The organism is Flavobacterium piscis (assembly GCF_001686925.1).
GTDB lineage: Bacteria > Bacteroidota > Bacteroidia > Flavobacteriales > Flavobacteriaceae > Flavobacterium > Flavobacterium piscis.
The window spans coordinates 13,620-33,050 of sequence record NZ_LVEN01000004.1 but is presented as its reverse complement, the minus strand read 5'-3'; the positions used below and the strand labels follow the sequence as shown (position 1 = coordinate 33,050).

At 34.6% G+C, this 19,431-nt stretch carries 13 protein-coding genes and 2 tRNA genes; 9 read left to right on the top strand and 6 right to left on the bottom strand.

Going from position 1 to position 19,431, the window contains the following annotated elements:
• Positions 1 to 9: 9 nt before the first annotated feature.
• The gene (locus tag FLP_RS02860) at positions 10 to 312 is read left to right on the top strand and encodes a thioredoxin family protein (RefSeq protein WP_026728605.1); all 303 of its coding nucleotides are present in this window, start codon (positions 10 to 12) and stop codon (positions 310 to 312) included.
• A gap of 25 nt (positions 313 to 337) precedes the next feature.
• Here the strand turns inward: FLP_RS02860 and FLP_RS02855 are convergent, their stop codons facing one another.
• Together FLP_RS02855 and FLP_RS02850 are read right to left on the bottom strand one after the other, a co-directional pair.
• Positions 338 to 973 (bottom strand): polysaccharide deacetylase family protein, encoded by a 636-nt coding sequence (locus tag FLP_RS02855; RefSeq protein WP_065448024.1) that lies wholly within the window; start codon positions 971 to 973, stop codon positions 338 to 340.
• Between the two features lie 95 nt (positions 974 to 1,068).
• Positions 1,069 to 4,347, bottom strand: coding sequence for a glycosyltransferase family 117 protein (locus FLP_RS02850; RefSeq protein WP_065448023.1), 3,279 nt, complete (start codon positions 4,345 to 4,347; stop codon positions 1,069 to 1,071).
• Between the two features lie 245 nt (positions 4,348 to 4,592).
• On the opposite strand from FLP_RS02850, the gene FLP_RS02845 reads away from it, so the two are divergent.
• Both FLP_RS02845 and FLP_RS02840 read left to right on the top strand, forming a co-directional pair.
• A tRNA-Gln gene (locus FLP_RS02845) sits at positions 4,593 to 4,663 on the top strand.
• 97 nt (positions 4,664 to 4,760) lie between these two features.
• A tRNA-Gln gene (locus tag FLP_RS02840) sits at positions 4,761 to 4,831 on the top strand.
• A gap of 464 nt (positions 4,832 to 5,295) precedes the next feature.
• Here the strand turns inward: FLP_RS02840 and FLP_RS02835 are convergent.
• From FLP_RS02835 to FLP_RS02825, 3 genes are all read right to left on the bottom strand, one after another.
• Positions 5,296 to 6,102, bottom strand: coding sequence for a helix-turn-helix domain-containing protein (locus FLP_RS02835; RefSeq protein WP_065448021.1), 807 nt, complete (start codon positions 6,100 to 6,102; stop codon positions 5,296 to 5,298).
• Positions 6,103 to 6,166: 64 nt separating this feature from the next.
• Positions 6,167 to 7,582: an aldehyde dehydrogenase family protein gene (locus tag FLP_RS02830; protein WP_065448019.1), complete on the bottom strand. Its 1,416-nt coding sequence runs from the start codon at positions 7,580 to 7,582 to the stop codon at positions 6,167 to 6,169.
• Between the two features lie 186 nt (positions 7,583 to 7,768).
• Positions 7,769 to 8,593, bottom strand: a complete 825-nt coding sequence (locus tag FLP_RS02825; RefSeq protein ID WP_065448018.1) for a universal stress protein — start codon at positions 8,591 to 8,593, stop codon at positions 7,769 to 7,771.
• Positions 8,594 to 8,768: 175 nt separating this feature from the next.
• Between FLP_RS02825 and rimP the strand changes: the two genes are divergently transcribed.
• From rimP to FLP_RS02805, 4 genes are all read left to right on the top strand, one after another.
• Complete coding sequence (rimP, locus tag FLP_RS02820; protein WP_065448130.1) at positions 8,769 to 9,233, top strand: ribosome assembly cofactor RimP; 465 nt, start codon at positions 8,769 to 8,771, stop codon at positions 9,231 to 9,233.
• Positions 9,234 to 9,246: 13 nt separating this feature from the next.
• Positions 9,247 to 10,494 carry a transcription termination factor NusA gene (gene nusA, locus FLP_RS02815; RefSeq protein WP_065448016.1) on the top strand — a complete coding sequence of 416 codons (1,248 nt, stop codon included), beginning with the start codon at positions 9,247 to 9,249 and terminating at the stop codon, positions 10,492 to 10,494.
• Positions 10,495 to 10,542: 48 nt separating this feature from the next.
• A complete protein-coding gene (gene infB / locus FLP_RS02810; RefSeq protein WP_065448014.1) occupies positions 10,543 to 13,428 on the top strand; it encodes a translation initiation factor IF-2 in 2,886 nt (961 codons plus the stop codon).
• A gap of 157 nt (positions 13,429 to 13,585) precedes the next feature.
• Entirely contained in the window at positions 13,586 to 14,095 is a 510-nt protein-coding gene (locus FLP_RS02805) for a DUF4920 domain-containing protein (RefSeq protein WP_065448012.1), read from the top strand.
• 287 nt (positions 14,096 to 14,382) lie between these two features.
• On the opposite strand, the gene FLP_RS02800 is transcribed toward FLP_RS02805, so the two are convergent.
• Positions 14,383 to 14,772: an SPOR domain-containing protein gene (locus FLP_RS02800; protein WP_065448010.1), complete on the bottom strand. Its 390-nt coding sequence runs from the start codon at positions 14,770 to 14,772 to the stop codon at positions 14,383 to 14,385.
• A 219-nt stretch (positions 14,773 to 14,991) separates the two neighbouring features.
• On the opposite strand from FLP_RS02800, the gene FLP_RS02795 reads away from it, so the two are divergent.
• Both FLP_RS02795 and FLP_RS02790 read left to right on the top strand, forming a co-directional pair.
• On the top strand, positions 14,992 to 16,320 hold the full coding sequence (locus tag FLP_RS02795) for a c-type cytochrome (protein WP_065448008.1): 1,329 nt from the start codon (positions 14,992 to 14,994) through the stop codon (positions 16,318 to 16,320).
• A 32-nt stretch (positions 16,321 to 16,352) separates the two neighbouring features.
• Positions 16,353 to 19,418: a TAT-variant-translocated molybdopterin oxidoreductase gene (locus FLP_RS02790; RefSeq protein ID WP_065448007.1), complete on the top strand. Its 3,066-nt coding sequence runs from the start codon at positions 16,353 to 16,355 to the stop codon at positions 19,416 to 19,418.
• The last annotated feature ends 13 nt before the right edge of the window (positions 19,419 to 19,431 follow it).

Below are 19,431 nucleotides of genomic sequence, written 5' to 3'. Positions count from 1 at the left end.
TTTGGTTTTATGTCAAAATTTGGAGAACTTATAAATGCTCAGGTTCCGGTGTTAATTGATTTTTACACCGATTGGAACGAATCATCTGTATCGATGCATCCTGTTATTAAGGATGTTGCGGCTGCACTAGGCGATAAAGCCAAAGTGATTAAAATTGATGTCGATAAAAATCAGGAATTAGCAGAAGCCTTACGTATAAAAGGATTACCTACTTTAATGATTTATAAAGAAGGGCAAATGATCTGGAGACAATCAGGTGAACTTGATGCAAATACCATTATCGGAATTGTCCAGGAGCAATTCAATCAATAAAATACTACTTTTTATTTGATGTTATTTAGTGAATAATATCAAATGTATAGCCATTTTCCTTTAAAAAGTGTAACGTTTTAGGCAGGGCAAATTTTAAATTAGGCGAAGCTTTTATGCTGTCGTGAAATACAATCACACTTCCTGATTTTACATTTTTAGTAACGTTTTCAAGGCACTTTTCAGGAGTAATAGTCTGGTCAAAATCAGCGCTCAAAACATCCCACATAATTATTTTATAGCCTAATTTTCTCAGAATTTTAGATTGTGCTTTTTTGATTTTCCCGTAAGGCGGGCGAAATATCATATTGCATGTTTTTTCTTCTTCCAGAACAGCAGCACAATTCTTAACGTTTTCAATATAATCGTCATTGTTGCTTTTCCATCCATTTACATGGTTCATGGTATGGTTGCCTATAGCATGTCCGTCTGTGAGCAGCTTTTCAAATAATGCCAGATTGGCTTTTATGTTTTTTCCTATACAAAAAAAAGTAGCTTTTGCATCGAACTTTTTTAATTCAGATAAAACCCAGTCTGTAATCTCGGGAGTTGGGCCGTCATCAAAGGTGAGGTATATTTTCTTTTCGTTATTTGGGATGTCCCAACAGTACTTAGAAAATACCCTTTTGATGAATGAATTTGTTTTTACCCAATAAAAGCTCATTTTAATTTGTTTTACAGATATGTAAAAATAAAAAATGCAGCGCTATTTATCAAGTTGCGCTGCATTTTTTTAATTGCTATGTTTTTCGTATATTATTATTCTTTTTCTCTTCCAAAACGTTCAAAAACATTTACATAAGTATTAAATGTTACTTTATGTTTCTCGTAGAAAGCGAGATCTTTATTTTCTTTCATCACTTGCAATAAACTTCTGTAACGCTCAATATCAGTAATGATGTCAATCGCTAAGTCAGTTTGGTCGCCAGGCGTAAGTGTTGCATAATAGTTTAGTTCTTCTTTGTATTTGTTAACTAGTTTATTCAGCAAATCTTGTGCTTTTGCCGTTTCGCCAACTTTATAATATCCTCCTGCAAATGGTTCTACTAACGAGTAATATCCAAATTTGTCTAAAGGCATTTTTGTTATTGCCAGATTGATAATATTCTTCGCTTTATCAATTTTACCTTCTGCGATAAGCTGGTTCATTAAACGGGATAAATTGGTGCGGTATGTAATACTGTTTCTTCTGGTTTCAGGATCGTGATAAATATTACCATTACTGTTTCCCCAATCCCATTTCATTACAATGTCGTACATTTTATCAGCGTCAATTTGTCCCATGTCCATAGGTCCGCCATCTTTTGAAGGTGTGTTTTTAATAGGAACTAATTTGTACACCATTCCGTCCAGCTGTAAATAGTCTTTTAGCCATAAATAATCTTCATCGTCAAAAGCACCTCCACTAAAATAAATTGGTCTTTTCCAGTTGTTATTCGCTAAAATATCCAGCATCATTAGGCGGTTTTTATATAACGCACTTCCTTTGATGTCAATGTCCATATAAGGTACGATAGAATCGTTGTATTTAGGATTAACAACTTTATTTTTAATGATGGCTTCTTTATCAACATTAAGTCTGATTTTATTTGTTGGATAAAAATGAATTGTTTGTCCGTTTTGTAAACCTACAGTTGATTTTGGATTTTTAATAAAATCAATAAAATCTTTAATGTTCCAACGGGTCTCAATTTTTGGTATATGGGCTACGTAATCCAGATTATCACCCACATACTGATCATGTGTAAAAGATATTGGTAAAGGATCAGACTCGTAAGCTTTTGCTTTCATTTGATCGATATACCAATCTGTCATAAATAAACTTGTATTTACAATTTTAACATCGGTTCTAATACCTTCAATTTCCTGAGCATACCATAATGGGAAAGTGTCATTGTCGCCAATTGTAAATAAAATAGCATCTTTATCGCACGAATTTAAATAAGCTTTTGCCATTGCAACGGCCGTGTATTTTCCTGATCTGTCGTGATCGTCCCAGTTTTGAGCTGCCATTAAAACAGGAGCAGCTAATAAACTTGCAGCAATAATAACCGGTCCTGCAATTTTAGGAACAATGTATTTTTGAATAGTTTCATATAGTGAATAAACTCCAAAACCTATCCAGATGGCAAACACATAAAAAGATCCTACAAGTGCATAATCTCTTTCTCGAGGTTCAAAAGGTCGCTCGTTTAGGTATATTTTCAATGCAATACCAGTAAATAAGAACAACGCTAAAAGAACATAAAAGCTCTTAAGGTCTTTGTTGGCATGATACATTAATCCAATAAGGCCTAAAATAAAAGGCAGGAAGAAATAAACGTTTCTTCCTTTGTTGTTTAACACGTCTGATGGTAAATTGTCCTGAGAACCAAGATGCAAGGAATCAAGAGCTTTGATTCCGCTAATCCAGTTTCCGTCAAGATTGTCATATTTACCCTGAACATCACTTTGGCGTCCAACGAAATTCCACATCAAATATCTCCAGTACATGTATCCAAATTGGTATTCGAACATAAAGCTGAAATTATCTACTGCAGTTGGTTTTTCGATGATTAAATAATCGCCATAGCTTTTTAAAAATTTAACGTAACCTTCGTTGTCAATTTGTTTTTGAGCATAAGCGTTTCTGAATTCAGAAATTGTTTTTTCGACTTCATTACGCAATTGTGCTGTAGCCTTGTTGTATTCCTCTTCGCTTAATTGGCTGGCATCAATTCCGTATTTTCCTAAATCCTGTTCGTAATCATAATTAGGATTTATTTTGAATTTAGGAGGATTTGTAAAGCTGATATAATTTTGAATGTGCCCTGTTTCAGTACTCCACATTCTCGGTAAAAGCGCTTTTTGATTGTCGTCTGAATTTTGACTAGCGTTTTTAAAATTATTGGTAATGATATATTTACCGGTTTTATAATCTCTTTCGTAGTTAGGTTTTTTATCTGAATACGGATTTTTTGCATCAAGACCAGCAAAAACTTCTGTGTATTGAGGGCCGTAAAACAAAGGATTTACACCGTATTGTTCACGATTATAATAAGCTAAAACTTCTGCAGCATCCGATGGTTTGTTCTCGTTAATTACAGGATTTGCATTAGCACGAACCGGTAACATCATCCAGGTTGAGAAACCAATAAAGATAAATAAGATGCAAAGTATAATGGTATTATAGAAAACTAATCCTTTTTGTTTCGTGTATTTTAATCCAAAATAAAAGAAAGCAATTAAAATTAGGGCAACAAATAGGGTTCCTGAATTAAATGGTAATCCAAAGTTATTTACCATGAAAACTTCAGTATCAGCAAATGCTTCCATAGTTAATGGTAAAAGCAATTTGAAAATGAATAATAAAATCCCAATTACCACCACATTGGCAATAAGAAAGTTTTTGATGGTAACTTTTTCGTAATGTTTAAAGTAGTAAAGAAAACCTATTGAAGGAATAGTCAATAAAGCCATAAAGTGAACTCCAAACGAAAGCCCTACAACTAGTGATATAACTAATAACCATTTGTTTCCTTTAGGTTTGTCCATGTCTTGCTCCCAACGAAGGCCAAGCCAGAAAAGTAATGCGATCAATAAAGAAGCCATGGCATAAACTTCGGCTTCAACGGCATTAAACCAGAAACTGTCGGAGAAAGTATAGGCTAGGGCTCCAACAAAAGAACTTCCTAATATAACAACTGAATTGTTTTGGTTAATTTCTGAAAAACGTTCTATAATCTTTTTCAAAATCATTGAGGAAGACCAAAACATAAACAAAATAGTAAATGCACTTGAAAAAACCGACATCATATTGACCATTACTGCAACATGTTGTGCATCAATGGCAAACATGGCGAAAAATGCGCCCATCATCTGGAATAAAGGAGCTCCGGGTGGGTGACCAACTTCTAGTTTCGCTGCTGTGGCAATATATTCGCCACAATCCCAAAAGCTCATAGTTGGTTCAACAGTTAGTGTATAGGTAGTTAAAGCGATTGCAAATGCAAACCAACCAATAATTGTATTCCATTTATTGAAATTGAATTGTGCCATATTTAGGTGTTATAATTATATATGTTTTCTATCTTACAAAGAAAATGTTTTTTTGTTGAAAGCGAAGAGCATTAACATAAAAATCTACAAAAGTATTTGTTGTAAGTAATGTGTTGTTTGTGAAATACTTGTAGAAATATTAGGAGTTGAAGAGAAGAAAAAACGAAAAAAAACGAATTTTTTTTATCAAAAAGTTTGCGCAAACTAAAAAAAGCTTTAAATTTGCACTCGCTTAACAGCAACGCTGGTCTATGGTGTAATGGTAACACAACTGTTTTTGGTGCAGTCTTTCAAGGTTCGAGTCCTTGTAGACCAACATAAAAAGCCTCTCAATCGAGAGGCTTTTTTATTCAAAAAAAAAGTTGTGCAAACTAAAAAAAGCTTTAAATTTGCATTCGCGTAAGCATTCTTACTGGTCTATGGTGTAATGGTAACACAACTGTTTTTGGTGCAGTCTTTCAAGGTTCGAGTCCTTGTAGACCAACATAAAAAGCCTCTCAATCGAGAGGCTTTTTTTATGCGTTAAACTTTTTTGGAAATTCCAATTTTGAAAATTCCAAATTCCAATTTCTGGAATAGAGGGGGAATAGGGATCAACGCTAACTGTTGTGGAGTAGCTTACAAGTGCTGACTGTTTTTACCGCAGAGAAACAAAGATTTTATCTAATAATGTCTTAACACAGAGTTCGCAAAGCTAAATCAATATACAGCTTTGCGAACTTTGTGTTTTTCTAAACTTAGTATATCTAAAAAACTTTGCGTTCTCCGTGGTAATTTTTTTTCTATATCCACAGGTTTTCTTGTTGATCCGGTAATAGGTGAATATTGTGAAATTTGTGTTTTATCAATAGTTCGAGGTTTTAATCCTAAGAACAAGGCTCATCATTGTTTCTCAATTTATATAGTTTGGAATTTGGGATTTTAAAAATTGGAATTTATATAATAGTTTTATTTCAATAGTAAAGAAGACGGAACAATGCCAAATTTCTTTTTAAATGAAAATGAAAAATGAGACAAGTCTTCAAAGCCTACTCCAATATAAACTTCAGATGGCGATTTCCCCTGATTAATTAAATAATAAGCTTCTTGTAATCTTTTGTTGAGTAACCACTTTCCGGGTGTTTCCTGAAATACTTTTTGAAAATCTCTTTTAAAAGTTGCTAAACTTCTTCCGGTGAGATAAGCAAAACGGGTAAGGTGTACATTAAAATGAAAGTTTTTATTCATGAATGCTTCAAGGTCAATTTTGCCGGGCTCATTAAAATCGAATAAAATATCTTTCAGTTCTGGATTTACTTTAAGTAAAAGATGTACAGCTTCTTTTATTTTTAAATTAAATAAAGCTTCGTTTTTATCTTGTTCAACTTCAAGATAAGAAATCAGCGAATCCATGAAAGATTTATAAAGCGGATTTGGAGCTAATGAAATCATGGCTTCAGAATCGGATCTTTTGTTGATTTTGAAATTGTATTCGGCACTTATTTCGCGTAAAATTTCCTGATCTAAGAAAAGGGATATTGTTTTGAATTCTCCTCCTTCGGGCGGAATTTTAACGAATTTTGCCAAATGATTTCTTCTGCTAAAACGAAAATCACCTTCTTTTGAAATGTAAGTATTCTTGCTATCAGAAGCGATCATTTCTCCCGAAATCTGGTAGCTAAATACATGTTCCGGTATGAAATTCTCTCCTTCGCGGCTGCGTGAATAATAGCAGGAGTACAGTATTTGAGGTTTTGTATTTGATTTTGCTGTCATAACGTAAAGTTACTAAAAGATCCGGAAATCTTTATCAAAGAAGATGTTCCGGATCCTGGATTATTTATCGAATTAAAGCTTTTGGTTCAAGATAAGCTTCAAGGCCTGGTATTCCAAATTCCCTGCCTATTCCGGATTGTTTAAATCCGCCAAACGGAGCCATAGGATCATGTCCGATTCCGTTTATTTGCACACGTCCAGCATTTATTTGCGAGGCAACTTTGTGGGCTCTTTTTTCATCAGATGAACTTACATAAGCTTGTAATCCGTATGTAGTATCGTTGGCTATTTCTATTGCTTCTTCTTCGGTTTTATATGTTATAATAGATAAAACAGGACCGAAAATTTCTTCTCTTGCAATTCGCATCTGATTGTTTACGTTTATAAAAACAGTTGGTTTTACAAAGTTCCCTCTTTCTAATCCTTCAGGTTTTCCTAAGCCTCCAATCAAAACTTCTGCTCCTTCGTTTATCCCGGTTTGGATATAATTTTGAACACGTTCGTATTGTTTTGCACTGACCATTGGACCAACAGCTGTTGTGTCGTTTTTTGGATCGCCAACAATAGTATTAGATACTACTTCCTTTATTTGTTTTTTGACTTCTTCAAGTCGATTTTCCGGTACGAGTAATCTTGTTCCGGCAATACATGCTTGTCCGCTATTCATATAAGCGGCGATTACAGCGAGCGGAATTGCTTCTGAGAAATTAGCGTCATCCAGAATGATATTAGGGGATTTTCCGCCGAGTTCGAGAGTAACTCTCTTCATAGTATTTACGGCTTCTTTAGCAATGATTTTTCCAACATTTGTAGATCCGGTAAATGAGATTTTGGCAATATCCGGATTGCGGCTTATTTCTGCTCCAACAATTTCTCCCAGTCCGTTTACAATGTTAAAAACGCCTTTTGGTAATCCTGCTTCATGAAGGCATTCGGTAATCAATTGAGTTTGTTGTGCGCTCATTTCGCTCGGTTTTATTACAGTTGTGCATCCTGCTGCTATAGCTGTCGATAGTTTACTGCAAATAAAGCCATTACTTGAATTCCACGGAATAATGATGCCAACAACGCCAAGTGGTGTCATTTGAACTTCGGAATTTCCCATTGTTTTGGTAAAATCGTAGGTGTTTAATAATTGAATTGCGGACTCAAAACTTTTTAGCATATAAGCGTAGCTGGTTGTTGCAAATTGCTTTGTTCCTCCATATTCCTCAATCATTACGCTAATGAATTCTTCTTTTCTTTTTTCGATCGAAGTCTGTATGTTTTTTAAGTAGTGAATTCTTTCTGTAGCTGTGGTTTTAGAGAAGGTTTTAAAGGATTCTTTGGCGGCAGCTATGGCATTTTGTGTGTCTTTTTCATTTCCTAAAAGTACTTTTCCTAGTTGTTCGTTTGTTGTTGGGCTTATTAAGTCAAAATATTCGGTTCCTTCGGGAGTAATAAATTCTCCGTTAATGTAAATCTTGTCTATTGTTTTCATGTTGTATTATTTATGATTTTTATTTGACAAAGATCTGGATTAAGAATGGCGCTGACTTTGTTGGAAAGCTCAAAGTAACTTTGTTGAAAAGCTCACGAAAAAGTTTTTTATTAGAAAATAAATTGATGTTTATAAAAAAAAGCCTCTCGATTGAGAAGCTTTTTTTAAGAAATATGATAATTTTTTTTAAATCTTAAATGTGATTACAGGTCTTACGGCATGATTTACCAGACCTTCACTGATGCTTCCGTTAAAGAAGTGTGCGAAACCTGTTCTTCCATGTGTGCTCATTCCAATAATGTCTGCGTTTATACTGTTAGAGAAATTGATAATTCCTTTTTCGATATTAGTATCGTTATAAATATGTGTTTGATAATCTGTCAGGTTAAATTCAGAAGTAAAGTCTGTCATCGCTTTTTGTGCTGCATGGGTTGGTTTAAAACTGTTGGGTGTGCAAATTGTAACAAGATGTATTTTTGCTTCAAAAAGTTTAGTGATGCTTACGAATTTTTCAAAGCTTTTTTTTGTTTCGTCGGAAAAATCTGACGCAAAAACAATATTGGATATATTAAAATTTGGAATGTCTTTTTTGATCACTAAAACTGGGATTTCTGAGTTGCGAACTACTTTTTCAGTATTAGAACCAATTAGTAATTCTTCAATTCCTGATGAGCCGTGAGATCCCATAACAATTAAATCGATGTTATAGTCTTTGCTTACTTGTGAGATGCCATGGATAGGTTTGTCCATTTTTACAATTTCAGTTATCGAAATCCCGTCTAAATAAGGTTTTGATGAGACTTCGTCAAGCATTTCATTGGCTTTTTTCATAAAAAGCATTGTTTCAGGAATACTTGCTCCGCCTAATATTGCATCGTTCATTTGGCTTGGTAATTCAAGCATATGCAAAATGATAATTTCAGAATCGTTTTTTTTGGCAATTTGTGCAGCAACTTTTAAGGCATTTTCTGCGTGATCAGAAAAGTCGGTAGGTACTAGAATTCGTTTCATAGTTTTTTGGGTTAAATAATGTAAAATTCTGTTGTTTTAATGCTATTATAAAGATAAGAAATATTTTTAGAGCAATCTATTTATTTTGATTTATAAAAAAAACACTATATTTGCACCGTTATTTATTAAAATCTAAATAATGAGGGGACTAAGTGTCCCCTCTTTTTATAAAATTATGACATTTAAAGAAAAAGTAAACGGATTAATAGCAGAGGCTCTTTTAGAAAAGCCCTCAATCTTTTTGATTGATCTGGCTATCTCAGACTCTTTCAAGATTAGTGTAGGTTTAGACGGGGATAATGGAGTGGCGTTGCAGGATTGTATTGATGTAAGTCGTGCAATCGAGAATAATCTGGATCGTGAAGAACAGGATTTTTCGCTTGAAGTAGCATCGGTTGGAGTAGGATCGCCATTGAAAATGACAAGACAATACATAAAAAATATTGGTAGAACATTGATTGTTACTACAAATAATGAAAAAATTGAAGCAGAATTAGTAGAAGCTAACGATGTTTTTATAATTTTGTCTTGGCAGGCAAGAGAACCGAAAAAAGTAGGAAAAGGAAAAGAAACAGTTCAAAAAGAGCAACAAATACCTTATACAGAAATTAAAGAGGCAATTGTTACAGTAACATTTTAATTAAAGAATTCGCATGGAAAATTTAGCATTAATCGATTCATTCTCAGAGTTTAAAGATAATAAACTTATTGATCGTGTAACGCTTATGGCAATTTTAGAGGACGTGTTTAGAAATGCATTAAAGAAAAAATACGGTTCTGATGATAACTTCGATATTATCATAAATCCTGATAAAGGAGATATGGAAATATGGAGACGAAGAGTAATTGTTGCTGACGAAGATCTTGATTTTGAAAATGAAGAAATTACTTTGACTGAAGCAAGATTGATCGAAGCGGATTTTGAAATTGGAGAAGAAGTTTCTGAAGAGGTTAAATTGATTGATTTAGGAAGAAGAGCTATTTTAGCTTTGCGCCAAAACTTAATATCTAAAATTCACGAACACGATAATACCAATCTTTACAAGCAATTTAAAGATATTATTGGTGATATTTATACTGCCGAAGTGCACCATGTTCGCCCAAGAGTTGTAATTTTGGTCGATGATGAAGGAAATGAAATTGTGCTTCCAAAAGAAAAACAAATTCCATCTGACTTTTTCCGTAAAGGAGATAACGTTCGCGGAATCATTGAAAGCGTTGAATTAAAAGGAAATAAACCTCAAATTATTATGTCTAGAACTTCTGAGAAGTTTTTAGAGAAATTATTTGAACAAGAAATTCCTGAAGTATTTGACGGTTTGATCACTGTTAAAAACGTAGTACGTATTCCAGGTGAAAAAGCAAAAGTAGCGGTAGATTCTTATGATGATAGAATTGATCCTGTTGGAGCTTGTGTTGGTATGAAAGGATCTCGTATTCACGGAATTGTTCGTGAGTTAGGAAACGAAAATATCGATGTAATCAACTATACAAGTAATATTCAATTGTTTATTACAAGAGCATTGAGCCCTGCAAAAGTTTCTTCAATCAAAATTGATGAAGAAAATAAAAGAGCCGAAGTTTTCTTGAAATTAGAAGAAGTTTCTAAAGCAATTGGTAGAGGTGGTCATAATATAAAATTAGCGGGTCAGCTAACAGGCTACGAGCTAGATGTTATCAGAGAAGGTGATGTTGCTAGTGGCGAAGATGATGACGTTGAATTAACTGAGTTTTCAGATGAAATTGAAGGCTGGGTTATCGAAGAATTTGCAAAAATTGGTTTAGATACAGCTAGAAGTATCCTGAAGCAAGAAGTAGAAGATTTAGTAAGAAGAACAGATTTAGAAGAGGAAACGATTCTTGATGTTATGAAAATACTAAAAGAAGAGTTTGATAGCTAGTTATCTGCTCTAACAACACAACGAAAAAGGTAATAATAAAAAGGTTATATGTCTGAAGAGAGAGTAATAAGAATAAACAAGGTTTTAAGGGAATTAAATATTTCGTTAGAAAGAGCTGTTGATTATCTAAAAGATAAGGGAATTGCTATTGATGCAAATCCAAATGCGAAAATTTCTGATAGCGAATTTAATATCCTACAAAGCCAATTTGCGGGCGATAAGGGGAACAAAGAAGCTTCTAAAGAAGTGGGTGAAGAGAAAAGAAAAGAAAAAGAAGCTTTGCGTGTAGAGCGTGAAAAAGAAATTGAGGACAAACGCAGACAAGACGAGGAACGCCAAAAGCAACAAGAGGTTATAAAAGCGAGAGCTGTTGTAACCGGACCTGTTCAGGTTGGTAAAATTGATTTAAATCCAAAAAAACCTACTGTTGTTTCTCCTCCTGCTGAAGAACCAGTTAAGGTAGAGGAGGCAAAAGTTGTTGTTGCTCCAACTCAACCAGAAAAACCTGTTCAGAAAGAAATTGTACAGCCTGAACCAGTGGTTCCTGTTGTTTCTGAAGAGAAAAAGGTAGAAAAGCCTATTATTACAGAGAAAAAAGAAGTAAAAGAAGTGAAAGCAGAAACTCCTAAAGTAGCTCAGGAACCAGTTGTTTCAACTGATCCGGCAACTGCAGAGGAAACGATCACTACACAATATCAAAAATTATCTGGAACTACTCTTACAGGTCAAACAATTGATTTATCTCAATTTAATAAACCTAAGAAAAAGAAAGAAGATCCAAAAATAACTCCTAATAAACCAGGAGCCCCAGGTGCAAATAATAACGCTAATAAAAATAAGCGTAAAAGAATTGCTCCTAAACCAGGAACTCCAGGTGCGCCAAAACCTGCTACAGGTCATGCGCCGGGAACTCCAAATCCTAATAAAATTACACCTAATACCGGTGGTGGAGGTTTTAATGCAAACAGAAGTGCAAGACCAGGTTTTGTAAAAGGTAACCGTCCTGCAATTGTTGCTAAAGTTGAGCCAACTGAAGAGGAAGTAAAAAACCAAATTAGAGAAACTCTTGAAAAACTTCAGGGTAAAGGTGGAAAATCAAAAGCTGCTAAATACAGAAGAGACAAAAGGGATACACACCGTCAGAAATCTGATGAAGAGCAAAGAGCTATTGACGAAGGAAGTAAAACTATTAAAGTTACTGAATTTGTTACTGTAGGTGAAATTGCAATCATGATGGATGTGCCGATTACTAAAGTAATTGGAACTTGTATGTCTCTTGGAATCATGGTAACCATGAATCAACGTTTAGATGCTGAAACATTAACTATTGTAGCAGATGAATTTGGTTACGAAGTTGAGTTTATTACAGTTGATATCGAAGATGCCATTGAGGTAATTGAAGATAAAGAAGAAGATTTAGTAGTTAGAGCGCCAATTGTTACTGTAATGGGTCACGTCGATCACGGTAAAACATCTTTGCTGGATTATATTCGTAAAGAAAATGTTATCGCTGGTGAGTCTGGAGGTATTACACAACATATTGGAGCATACGGAGTAACTTTAGATAATGGTCAAAAAATCGCGTTCTTAGATACACCAGGTCACGAGGCGTTTACCGCGATGCGTGCACGTGGAGCTCAGGTTACCGATATCGCTATTATTGTTGTTGCTGCAGATGATGATATCATGCCACAAACAAAAGAAGCAATTTCTCACGCACAAGCTGCGGGAGTGCCAATTATATTTGCAATCAATAAAATTGATAAACCAAATGCGAATGTTGAGAAAATTAAAGAGCGTTTGGCTAGTATGAATTTACTTGTTGAAGATTGGGGTGGAAAAATTCAGTCACATGATATTTCTGCAAAAGTCGGAACAGGTGTAAAAGAATTATTAGAGAAAGTTTTATTAGAAGCTGAAATTTTAGATTTAAAATCGAATCCAAATAAAGCAGCTCAGGGAACTGTAGTTGAGGCTTTCTTAGATAAAGGAAAAGGATATGTGTCAACAATTTTAGTTCAACACGGAACTTTAAAAGTTGGGGATTATATGTTGGCTGGTAAGCATCATGGTAAAATTAAAGCTATGCATGACGAACGCGGACATATTGTTAAAGAAGCAGGTCCTTCGACTCCGGTATCAGTATTAGGTCTTGATGGCGCTGCAACTGCGGGTGATAAATTCAATGTATTTGAAGATGAAAAAGAAGCAAAACAAATTGCATCTAAACGTTCTCAATTAATGCGTGAACAATCTGTACGTACACAACGTCATATTACACTTGATGAAATTGGACGTCGTATTGCCCTTGGTCAGTTTAAAGAATTGAACGTTATTCTTAAAGGAGACGTTGATGGATCTGTTGAAGCATTATCAGATTCGTTCTCTAAACTTTCTACAGAAGAAGTTCAAATTAATATTATCCATAAAGGTGTTGGAGCAATTACTGAAACTGACGTTATGTTGGCTTCTGCTTCTGATGCGATTATTATCGGATTTAACGTTCGTCCTGCAGGAAATGCGAGACAACTTGCAGATAAAGAAGAAATCGATATCCGTTATTATTCTATTATCTACGCTGCTATCGATGACTTGAAAGATGCGATGGAAGGAATGTTAGCTCCAGAGATGAAAGAAGAAATTTTAGGAACTGCTGAGATCCGTGAGATCTTCAAAATTTCTAAAGTGGGTTCAATCGCAGGTTGTATGGTGATGGATGGTAAAATCATGAGAAGTTCTAAAATTAGAGTTATCAGAGAAGGAGTAGTGGTGCATACAGGAGAACTTGTTGCATTAAAACGTTTCAAAGATGATGTTAAAGAAGTTTCTAAAGGATACGATTGTGGTATTCAGATCAAAGGTTACAATGATATCGAAGAAAGAGATGTTATTGAAGCGTACCATGAAGTTGCAATCAAAAAGAAATTGAAATAATATTCAATAAATATATTTTAAAGTCCCAATGAAAATTGGGACTTTTTTTGTGGTTATATTTGTCTGTGAAAAGGCTTGCGTAGCTAATTTATATTTAAGAATAAGATATTTAAAATGTTTCAAATTTTAATATTATTTTTGGGAAAACTATTTTTGTATGAAACGATTAATATACGCTGTTGTTATTTTTATAAGTATTTCGAGTCAGTCTTTCTCTCAGGAAGCTGTAGAGAAAAAAGGACCACCATCGGGTAATGCTTTAGTTGGGGATTATTATGGTGCTGATGTGTCTAAAATATCTGAAGGTAAAGCAATTTCGATTAATGAATTAGAAAGTAAACTAAAACGAGATAAAAAGGCAGATAATGTTACTGTAAAAGGAGTCGTTACTGATGTTTGTCCGAAAAAAGGATGTTGGGTGACTCTTAAAACAGATGATGGTTCTTCGTTTTTTGTAAAAATGAAAGATTATGCTTTTTTTGTTCCTACAGCATTGAAAGGAAAAAATGTTGTTTTAGAAGGGAATGCTGAAAAAGAAATAACATCTGTAAAGGAACTTAAACACTATGCTAAAGATGCTAAAAAATCGCAATCAGAGATAGATGCTATTACGGTACCAAAAGAAGAAATAAGGTTTCTGGCAAATGGAATAAAGGTAGTGAATTAGCCCTTATATAGTAAAGCTTCAATGAAAATTGGAGCTTTTTTTGTTGCTGTTAATTGATTTGTACTTTTTTTAAATTTCATATCTGTGTCTTAAATATTGTATTAAGTTTTAAAGGGGTGTTTTTGACTCCTGTGGGGATATTGTCGAGAAATTAATGTTGGGTGTATTGTTTGAGTTAGCAAGGATAAAGGCTTGAGCTTTTTGTTCTTTTGAAATTAAAGACTTTGTATAGAATAAATAAAAAAAGCGAGATAGAATCTCGCTTTTTTTATGTTTGATAATTGCTTTTACTTGCCCGGTTTGATTAAAAAGACACTTTTGAATCTCTTTTTAATGTCGGCTAAATTACGTTCGGCCTCTATTCTTGTTTTGAAATTTCCTACCATTACTTTGTAGTTTGGTGTATTGAAAATTATTGTTCCGTCAATAGCACTAAATTCTCTTTTAAAATCCGATAACGTTTTCTTTGCTTCTTCGCTTTTACCGCTAAAGATTTGAATTTTGTAAGTATCGTTTGTATTTATTGACGTGTTAATTTTTCGTTTTTCACTCAACAATTGCTCAAATTTGGGATCTTGATTTACTATTAAATTTTGGTCTTGAGCATGAATATTATATGCTAAAGTGATCATTGTTAATGTTAAGAAAACTCTTTTTGAAGGGGTTAAAATTCTCATAATGTGATGGTTTTTACGCGAAATTACTATTTAAAGTTTGTATATAAAATTTTAATATTATTTAGAATTGATATAAATTGATATTTAAGAGTATTTTAAGGTTTTGAGAATAGTTCATAAGTCGTATTTTTGTGCAAGTTTTAAAAGAAGGTATTAGTTTTTCGTTGATTTGATATAGAAAAAATCATACCAAAAATTAGTAGATAATTATTATACTATATGAAAAAGGTGGGTAACCATAATTCGATCTCAAGAAAATTATTACTTAGCTTATCGCTAACGTTAATTTTCTCCCTAACTTCATTTGCTCAAGAAGCTGCTGCTCCGGCGGCGCCTGAAGCTGCTGCTCCGGCTGCTGCTGGAGGTGGTGATCCAGTAAAAGGGAAAGAACTTTTTAATGCAAATTGCGCTGCATGTCACAAATTAGATGCTAAGTCAACAGGTCCGGCCCTAAGAGGGGTTGCTGCCAAACACGATATGGCATGGATTTACAAGTGGGTGCATAACAGCTCTGAAATGATTAAATCAGGGGATCCTGTTGCAGTTAAATTATTTGAAGAGCACAACAAGTCAGTAATGACTTCTTTTCCTCAATTATCAACAGGTGATATTGACAACATTATTGCTTATACTTCTGAAGTAAAAGCTGAGCCTGCGGCTGGTGCTCCTGGAACTGTTCCTCCTGGGGAAAAAGTTGAAGGCGGTGGAATTTCAAATAACATTATCTTAGGAGCTCTTGCTCTTGTAATGGCTATCTTAGTGGTTATGTTGTTCATGGTGAACAAAGTATTGACTAAAGTAGCAAGTAATAATGGTATTGTAGTTGCTCCCAAAGAAGCGAGAACTCCAATCTGGAAAGCTTTCGCTAAAAACCAATTCCTGGTTTTAGTTACTTCTATATTCTTGTTGTTGGCAAGTGGTTATTTTGTTTATGCATACTTAATGCAAGTAGGTGTTGATCAAAATTATGAACCAATTCAGCCAATTCACTATTCTCATAAAATTCACGCTGGTGATAACGAAATCAATTGTAAATATTGTCACTCTGCTGCTCGTGTAAGTAAAACAGCTGGTATTCCATCTTTGAATGTTTGTATGAACTGTCATAAAAATATTTCTGAAGTTGCTGAAACTACTGCTACTCCTGAGTACAGCAAAGCATTTTACGATGCTCAAATCCAAAAATTATATGATGCTGTTGGCTGGGATAAAGCTAAGCAGGAGTATACGGGAAAAACGCAGCCTGTAAAATGGGTTCGTATTCATAATCTTCCTGATTTTGTTTACTTCAACCACTCTCAACACGTTAATGTTGCAGGAGTTGAATGTCAAACTTGTCACGGTCCAGTGCAGGAATTTGAGATCATGAAGCAATATTCTAAATTAACAATGGGATGGTGTATTGATTGCCATAGAAAAACTGATGTTAAGATGGAAGGTAATGCTTACTATGATAAAATTCATGCTGAACTTTCTAAAAAATACGGTGTAGAAAAATTGACTGCAGCGCAAATGGGAGGTTTAGAATGCGGTAAATGCCACTATTAATCGAATTATTAAGATTTTAATATTTATATACAATGTCATCAAACAAAAAATACTGGAAAAGTGTTGAAGAACTAGAGAATAGTTCTATTGTTGAGGCGCTTAGAAATAACGAATTTGTTGAAGAAATTCCTACTGAAGAATTCTTAGGAAATGCAGATGCTTTAGCTCAATCTGGAACTTCACGTCGTGACTTTTTAAAGTACGTAGGATTTAGTACTGCAGCGGTTACGCTTGCAGCCTGCGAAGGTCCTGTTCACAAGTCTATACCTTATGTGTTACAACCAGAACAAATCATTCCTGGAGTTGCTGATTATTATGCAACAACTGTTTTTGATGGTTTTGATTTTGCTAACTTATTAGTAAAAACTCGTGAGGGTCGTCCAATTAAAATTGATAACAATACTATTTCTGGATCTAAGTTTTCAGCCAATGCTAGAATTCATGCGTCTATCCTGTCATTATATGACAGTATGCGTTTGAAGGAGCCTAAATTGGACGGAAAAAATGGTAGCTGGTCTGCTGTTGATTTGAGAATAAAATCAAGTCTTGCTGAAGCAAAAGCAAAAGGCGGGCAAGTGGTATTGTTGACAAATACTTTAGCGAGTCCATCTACTGAAAAATTAATCGGTGAATTTATCGCTAAAAACCCTAATGCAAAACATGTTGTTTATGATGCAGTTTCTTCATCTGACGCATTAGATGCATTTGAAACAGTTTACGGTGAAAGAGCTCTTGTTGATTATGATTTTTCAAAAGCTTCTTTAATTGTTTCTGTTGGTGCTGATTTCTTAGGAGATTGGCAAGGTGGAGGTTATGATGCAGGATATGCACAAGGTAGAATTCCGGCAGGACCTACCGGATCTAAAAAAATGTCTCGTCACTTTCAGTTCGAATCAAACATGACATTGTCTGGAGCTGCTGCTGATAAGCGTATTCCTATGAGTACTGCAAATCAAAAACAAGCTTTAGTTCAAATTTATAACATTATCACAGGTTCTTCTGTTGCTGTTTCTTTAGATGCTAAATTTAAAGATGAAGCAACTAAAGCTGCTCAGCAATTAAAACTTGCTGGTTCTAAAGGAGTTTTAGTTTCTGGGATTGAAGATAAAAATGCTCAATTATTAGTTTTAGCTATCAATCAGGTGTTAGCTAGTGAAGCTTTTACTACTGTAGGTACAAGACAAATTAGAAAAGGATCTAATGCGGTTGTATCTCAATTGGTAAAAGATATGAATGCTGGAAGTGTTCATACTTTAATAATGAGCGGAATTAATCCGGTTTATACATTAGCTGATTCAGCTTCTTTTGTATCTGGATTGAAAAAAGTAAAAACGTCAGTTGCTTTTTCTTTAAAAGAAGATGAGACTGCATCTATAACAACAATTGCTGCTCCGGTTCCTCATTATTTAGAGGCATGGGGAGATGTTGTAATTACAAAGGGAACTTATAGTTTGACTCAGCCAACTATTCGTCCTATATTTAATACAAAACAATTTCAAGACGTTTTATTATCATTAAACGGAACTCCTGGAAACTTCTATGATTATATTAAAGCTAATTCGGCTTCAGTAATTGCAGGTTCTTCTTGGAATAAAGTTTTACATGATGGTGTTTTTGTAATTGGTTCATCGGCTTTATCTGCCGGATCTATTGATTATGCTGCTGCTGCAAGTGGCGTTGCAAATTCAAAATCTGCTGGAGAGTTCGAGTTGGTATTATATACTAAAACAGGTATGGGTGATGGACAACAAGCTAACAACCCTTGGTTGCAAGAGTTTCCTGATCCAATCACAAGAGTTTCTTGGGATAATTACGTAACTGTTTCTAACGCTGATGCTAAGAAGTACAACTTAACAAATGAAATTGTTGCTAACGGAGGTTTAAACGGAAGTTATGCTACAATTACTACTGCTGATGGTTTAAAATTAGAAAACGTACCGGTTATTGTTCAGCCAGGACAAGCAGTTGGAACAGTTGGTTTAGCTTTAGGTTATGGTCGTAAAGCGGCTTTAAAAGATGAAATGCAGGTAGGTTTAAATGCTTACGCTTTATATAAAAATTTCAAAAGTGTTCAATCTGTTACTATTGCGAAAGCAAATGGAGTTCATGAGTTCGCTTGTGTTCAGGGACAGAAAACATTAATGGGAAGAGGAGATATTATTAAAGAAACGTCTCTTAAAACCTTTAATTCTGAGGATCCGGAACGTTGGAACGAACAACCAATGGTATCTTTGGATCACGAAGAAGTAAAAGCTACAACTGTCGATTTATGGGAATCATTTGATCGTTCTACGGGACATCACTTTAACCTTTCTATTGACTTAAACGCTTGTACAGGTTGTGGAGCATGTGTTATTGCTTGTCACGCTGAAAACAACGTGCCAGTTGTAGGTAAAGCAGAAGTAAGAAGAAGCCGCGATATGCACTGGTTGCGTATTGACAGATATTATTCTTCTGAAAGTACTTTTGAAGGTGATAACGAAAGAAAAGAGAATATCGCTGGTTTGTCTAGTTCATTATCTACATTTAATGAAATGGAAAAACCTGGAGATAATCCACAAGTATCTTTCCAGCCAGTAATGTGTCAACACTGTAACCACGCACCGTGTGAAACAGTTTGTCCGGTTGCTGCAACATCTCACGGTCGTGAAGGTCAAAATCATATGGCATACAACAGATGTGTTGGTACTCGTTATTGTGCAAACAACTGTCCGTATAAAGTACGTCGTTTCAACTGGTTCTTGTACAACAAAAACAGTGAATTCGATTACCACATGAATGATGATTTAGGACGTATGGTATTAAATCCAGATGTAAACGTTCGTTCTCGTGGAGTTATGGAAAAATGTTCTATGTGTATTCAAATGACACAGGCGACTAAGCTAAAAGCTAAAAATGAAGGTCGTCCGGTTGCTGATGGTGAATTCCAGACAGCATGTTCAAATGCTTGTTCTTCTGGAGCAATGATATTTGGTGATGTTAATGATGCTGAAAGTAAAGTGGCTAAATTAGCTGCTGATGATAGATCATACCACTTATTAGAGCATGTTGGAACAAAACCTAATGTGGTTTACCATGTTAAAGTTAGAAATACTTAGAATAAATTATTAA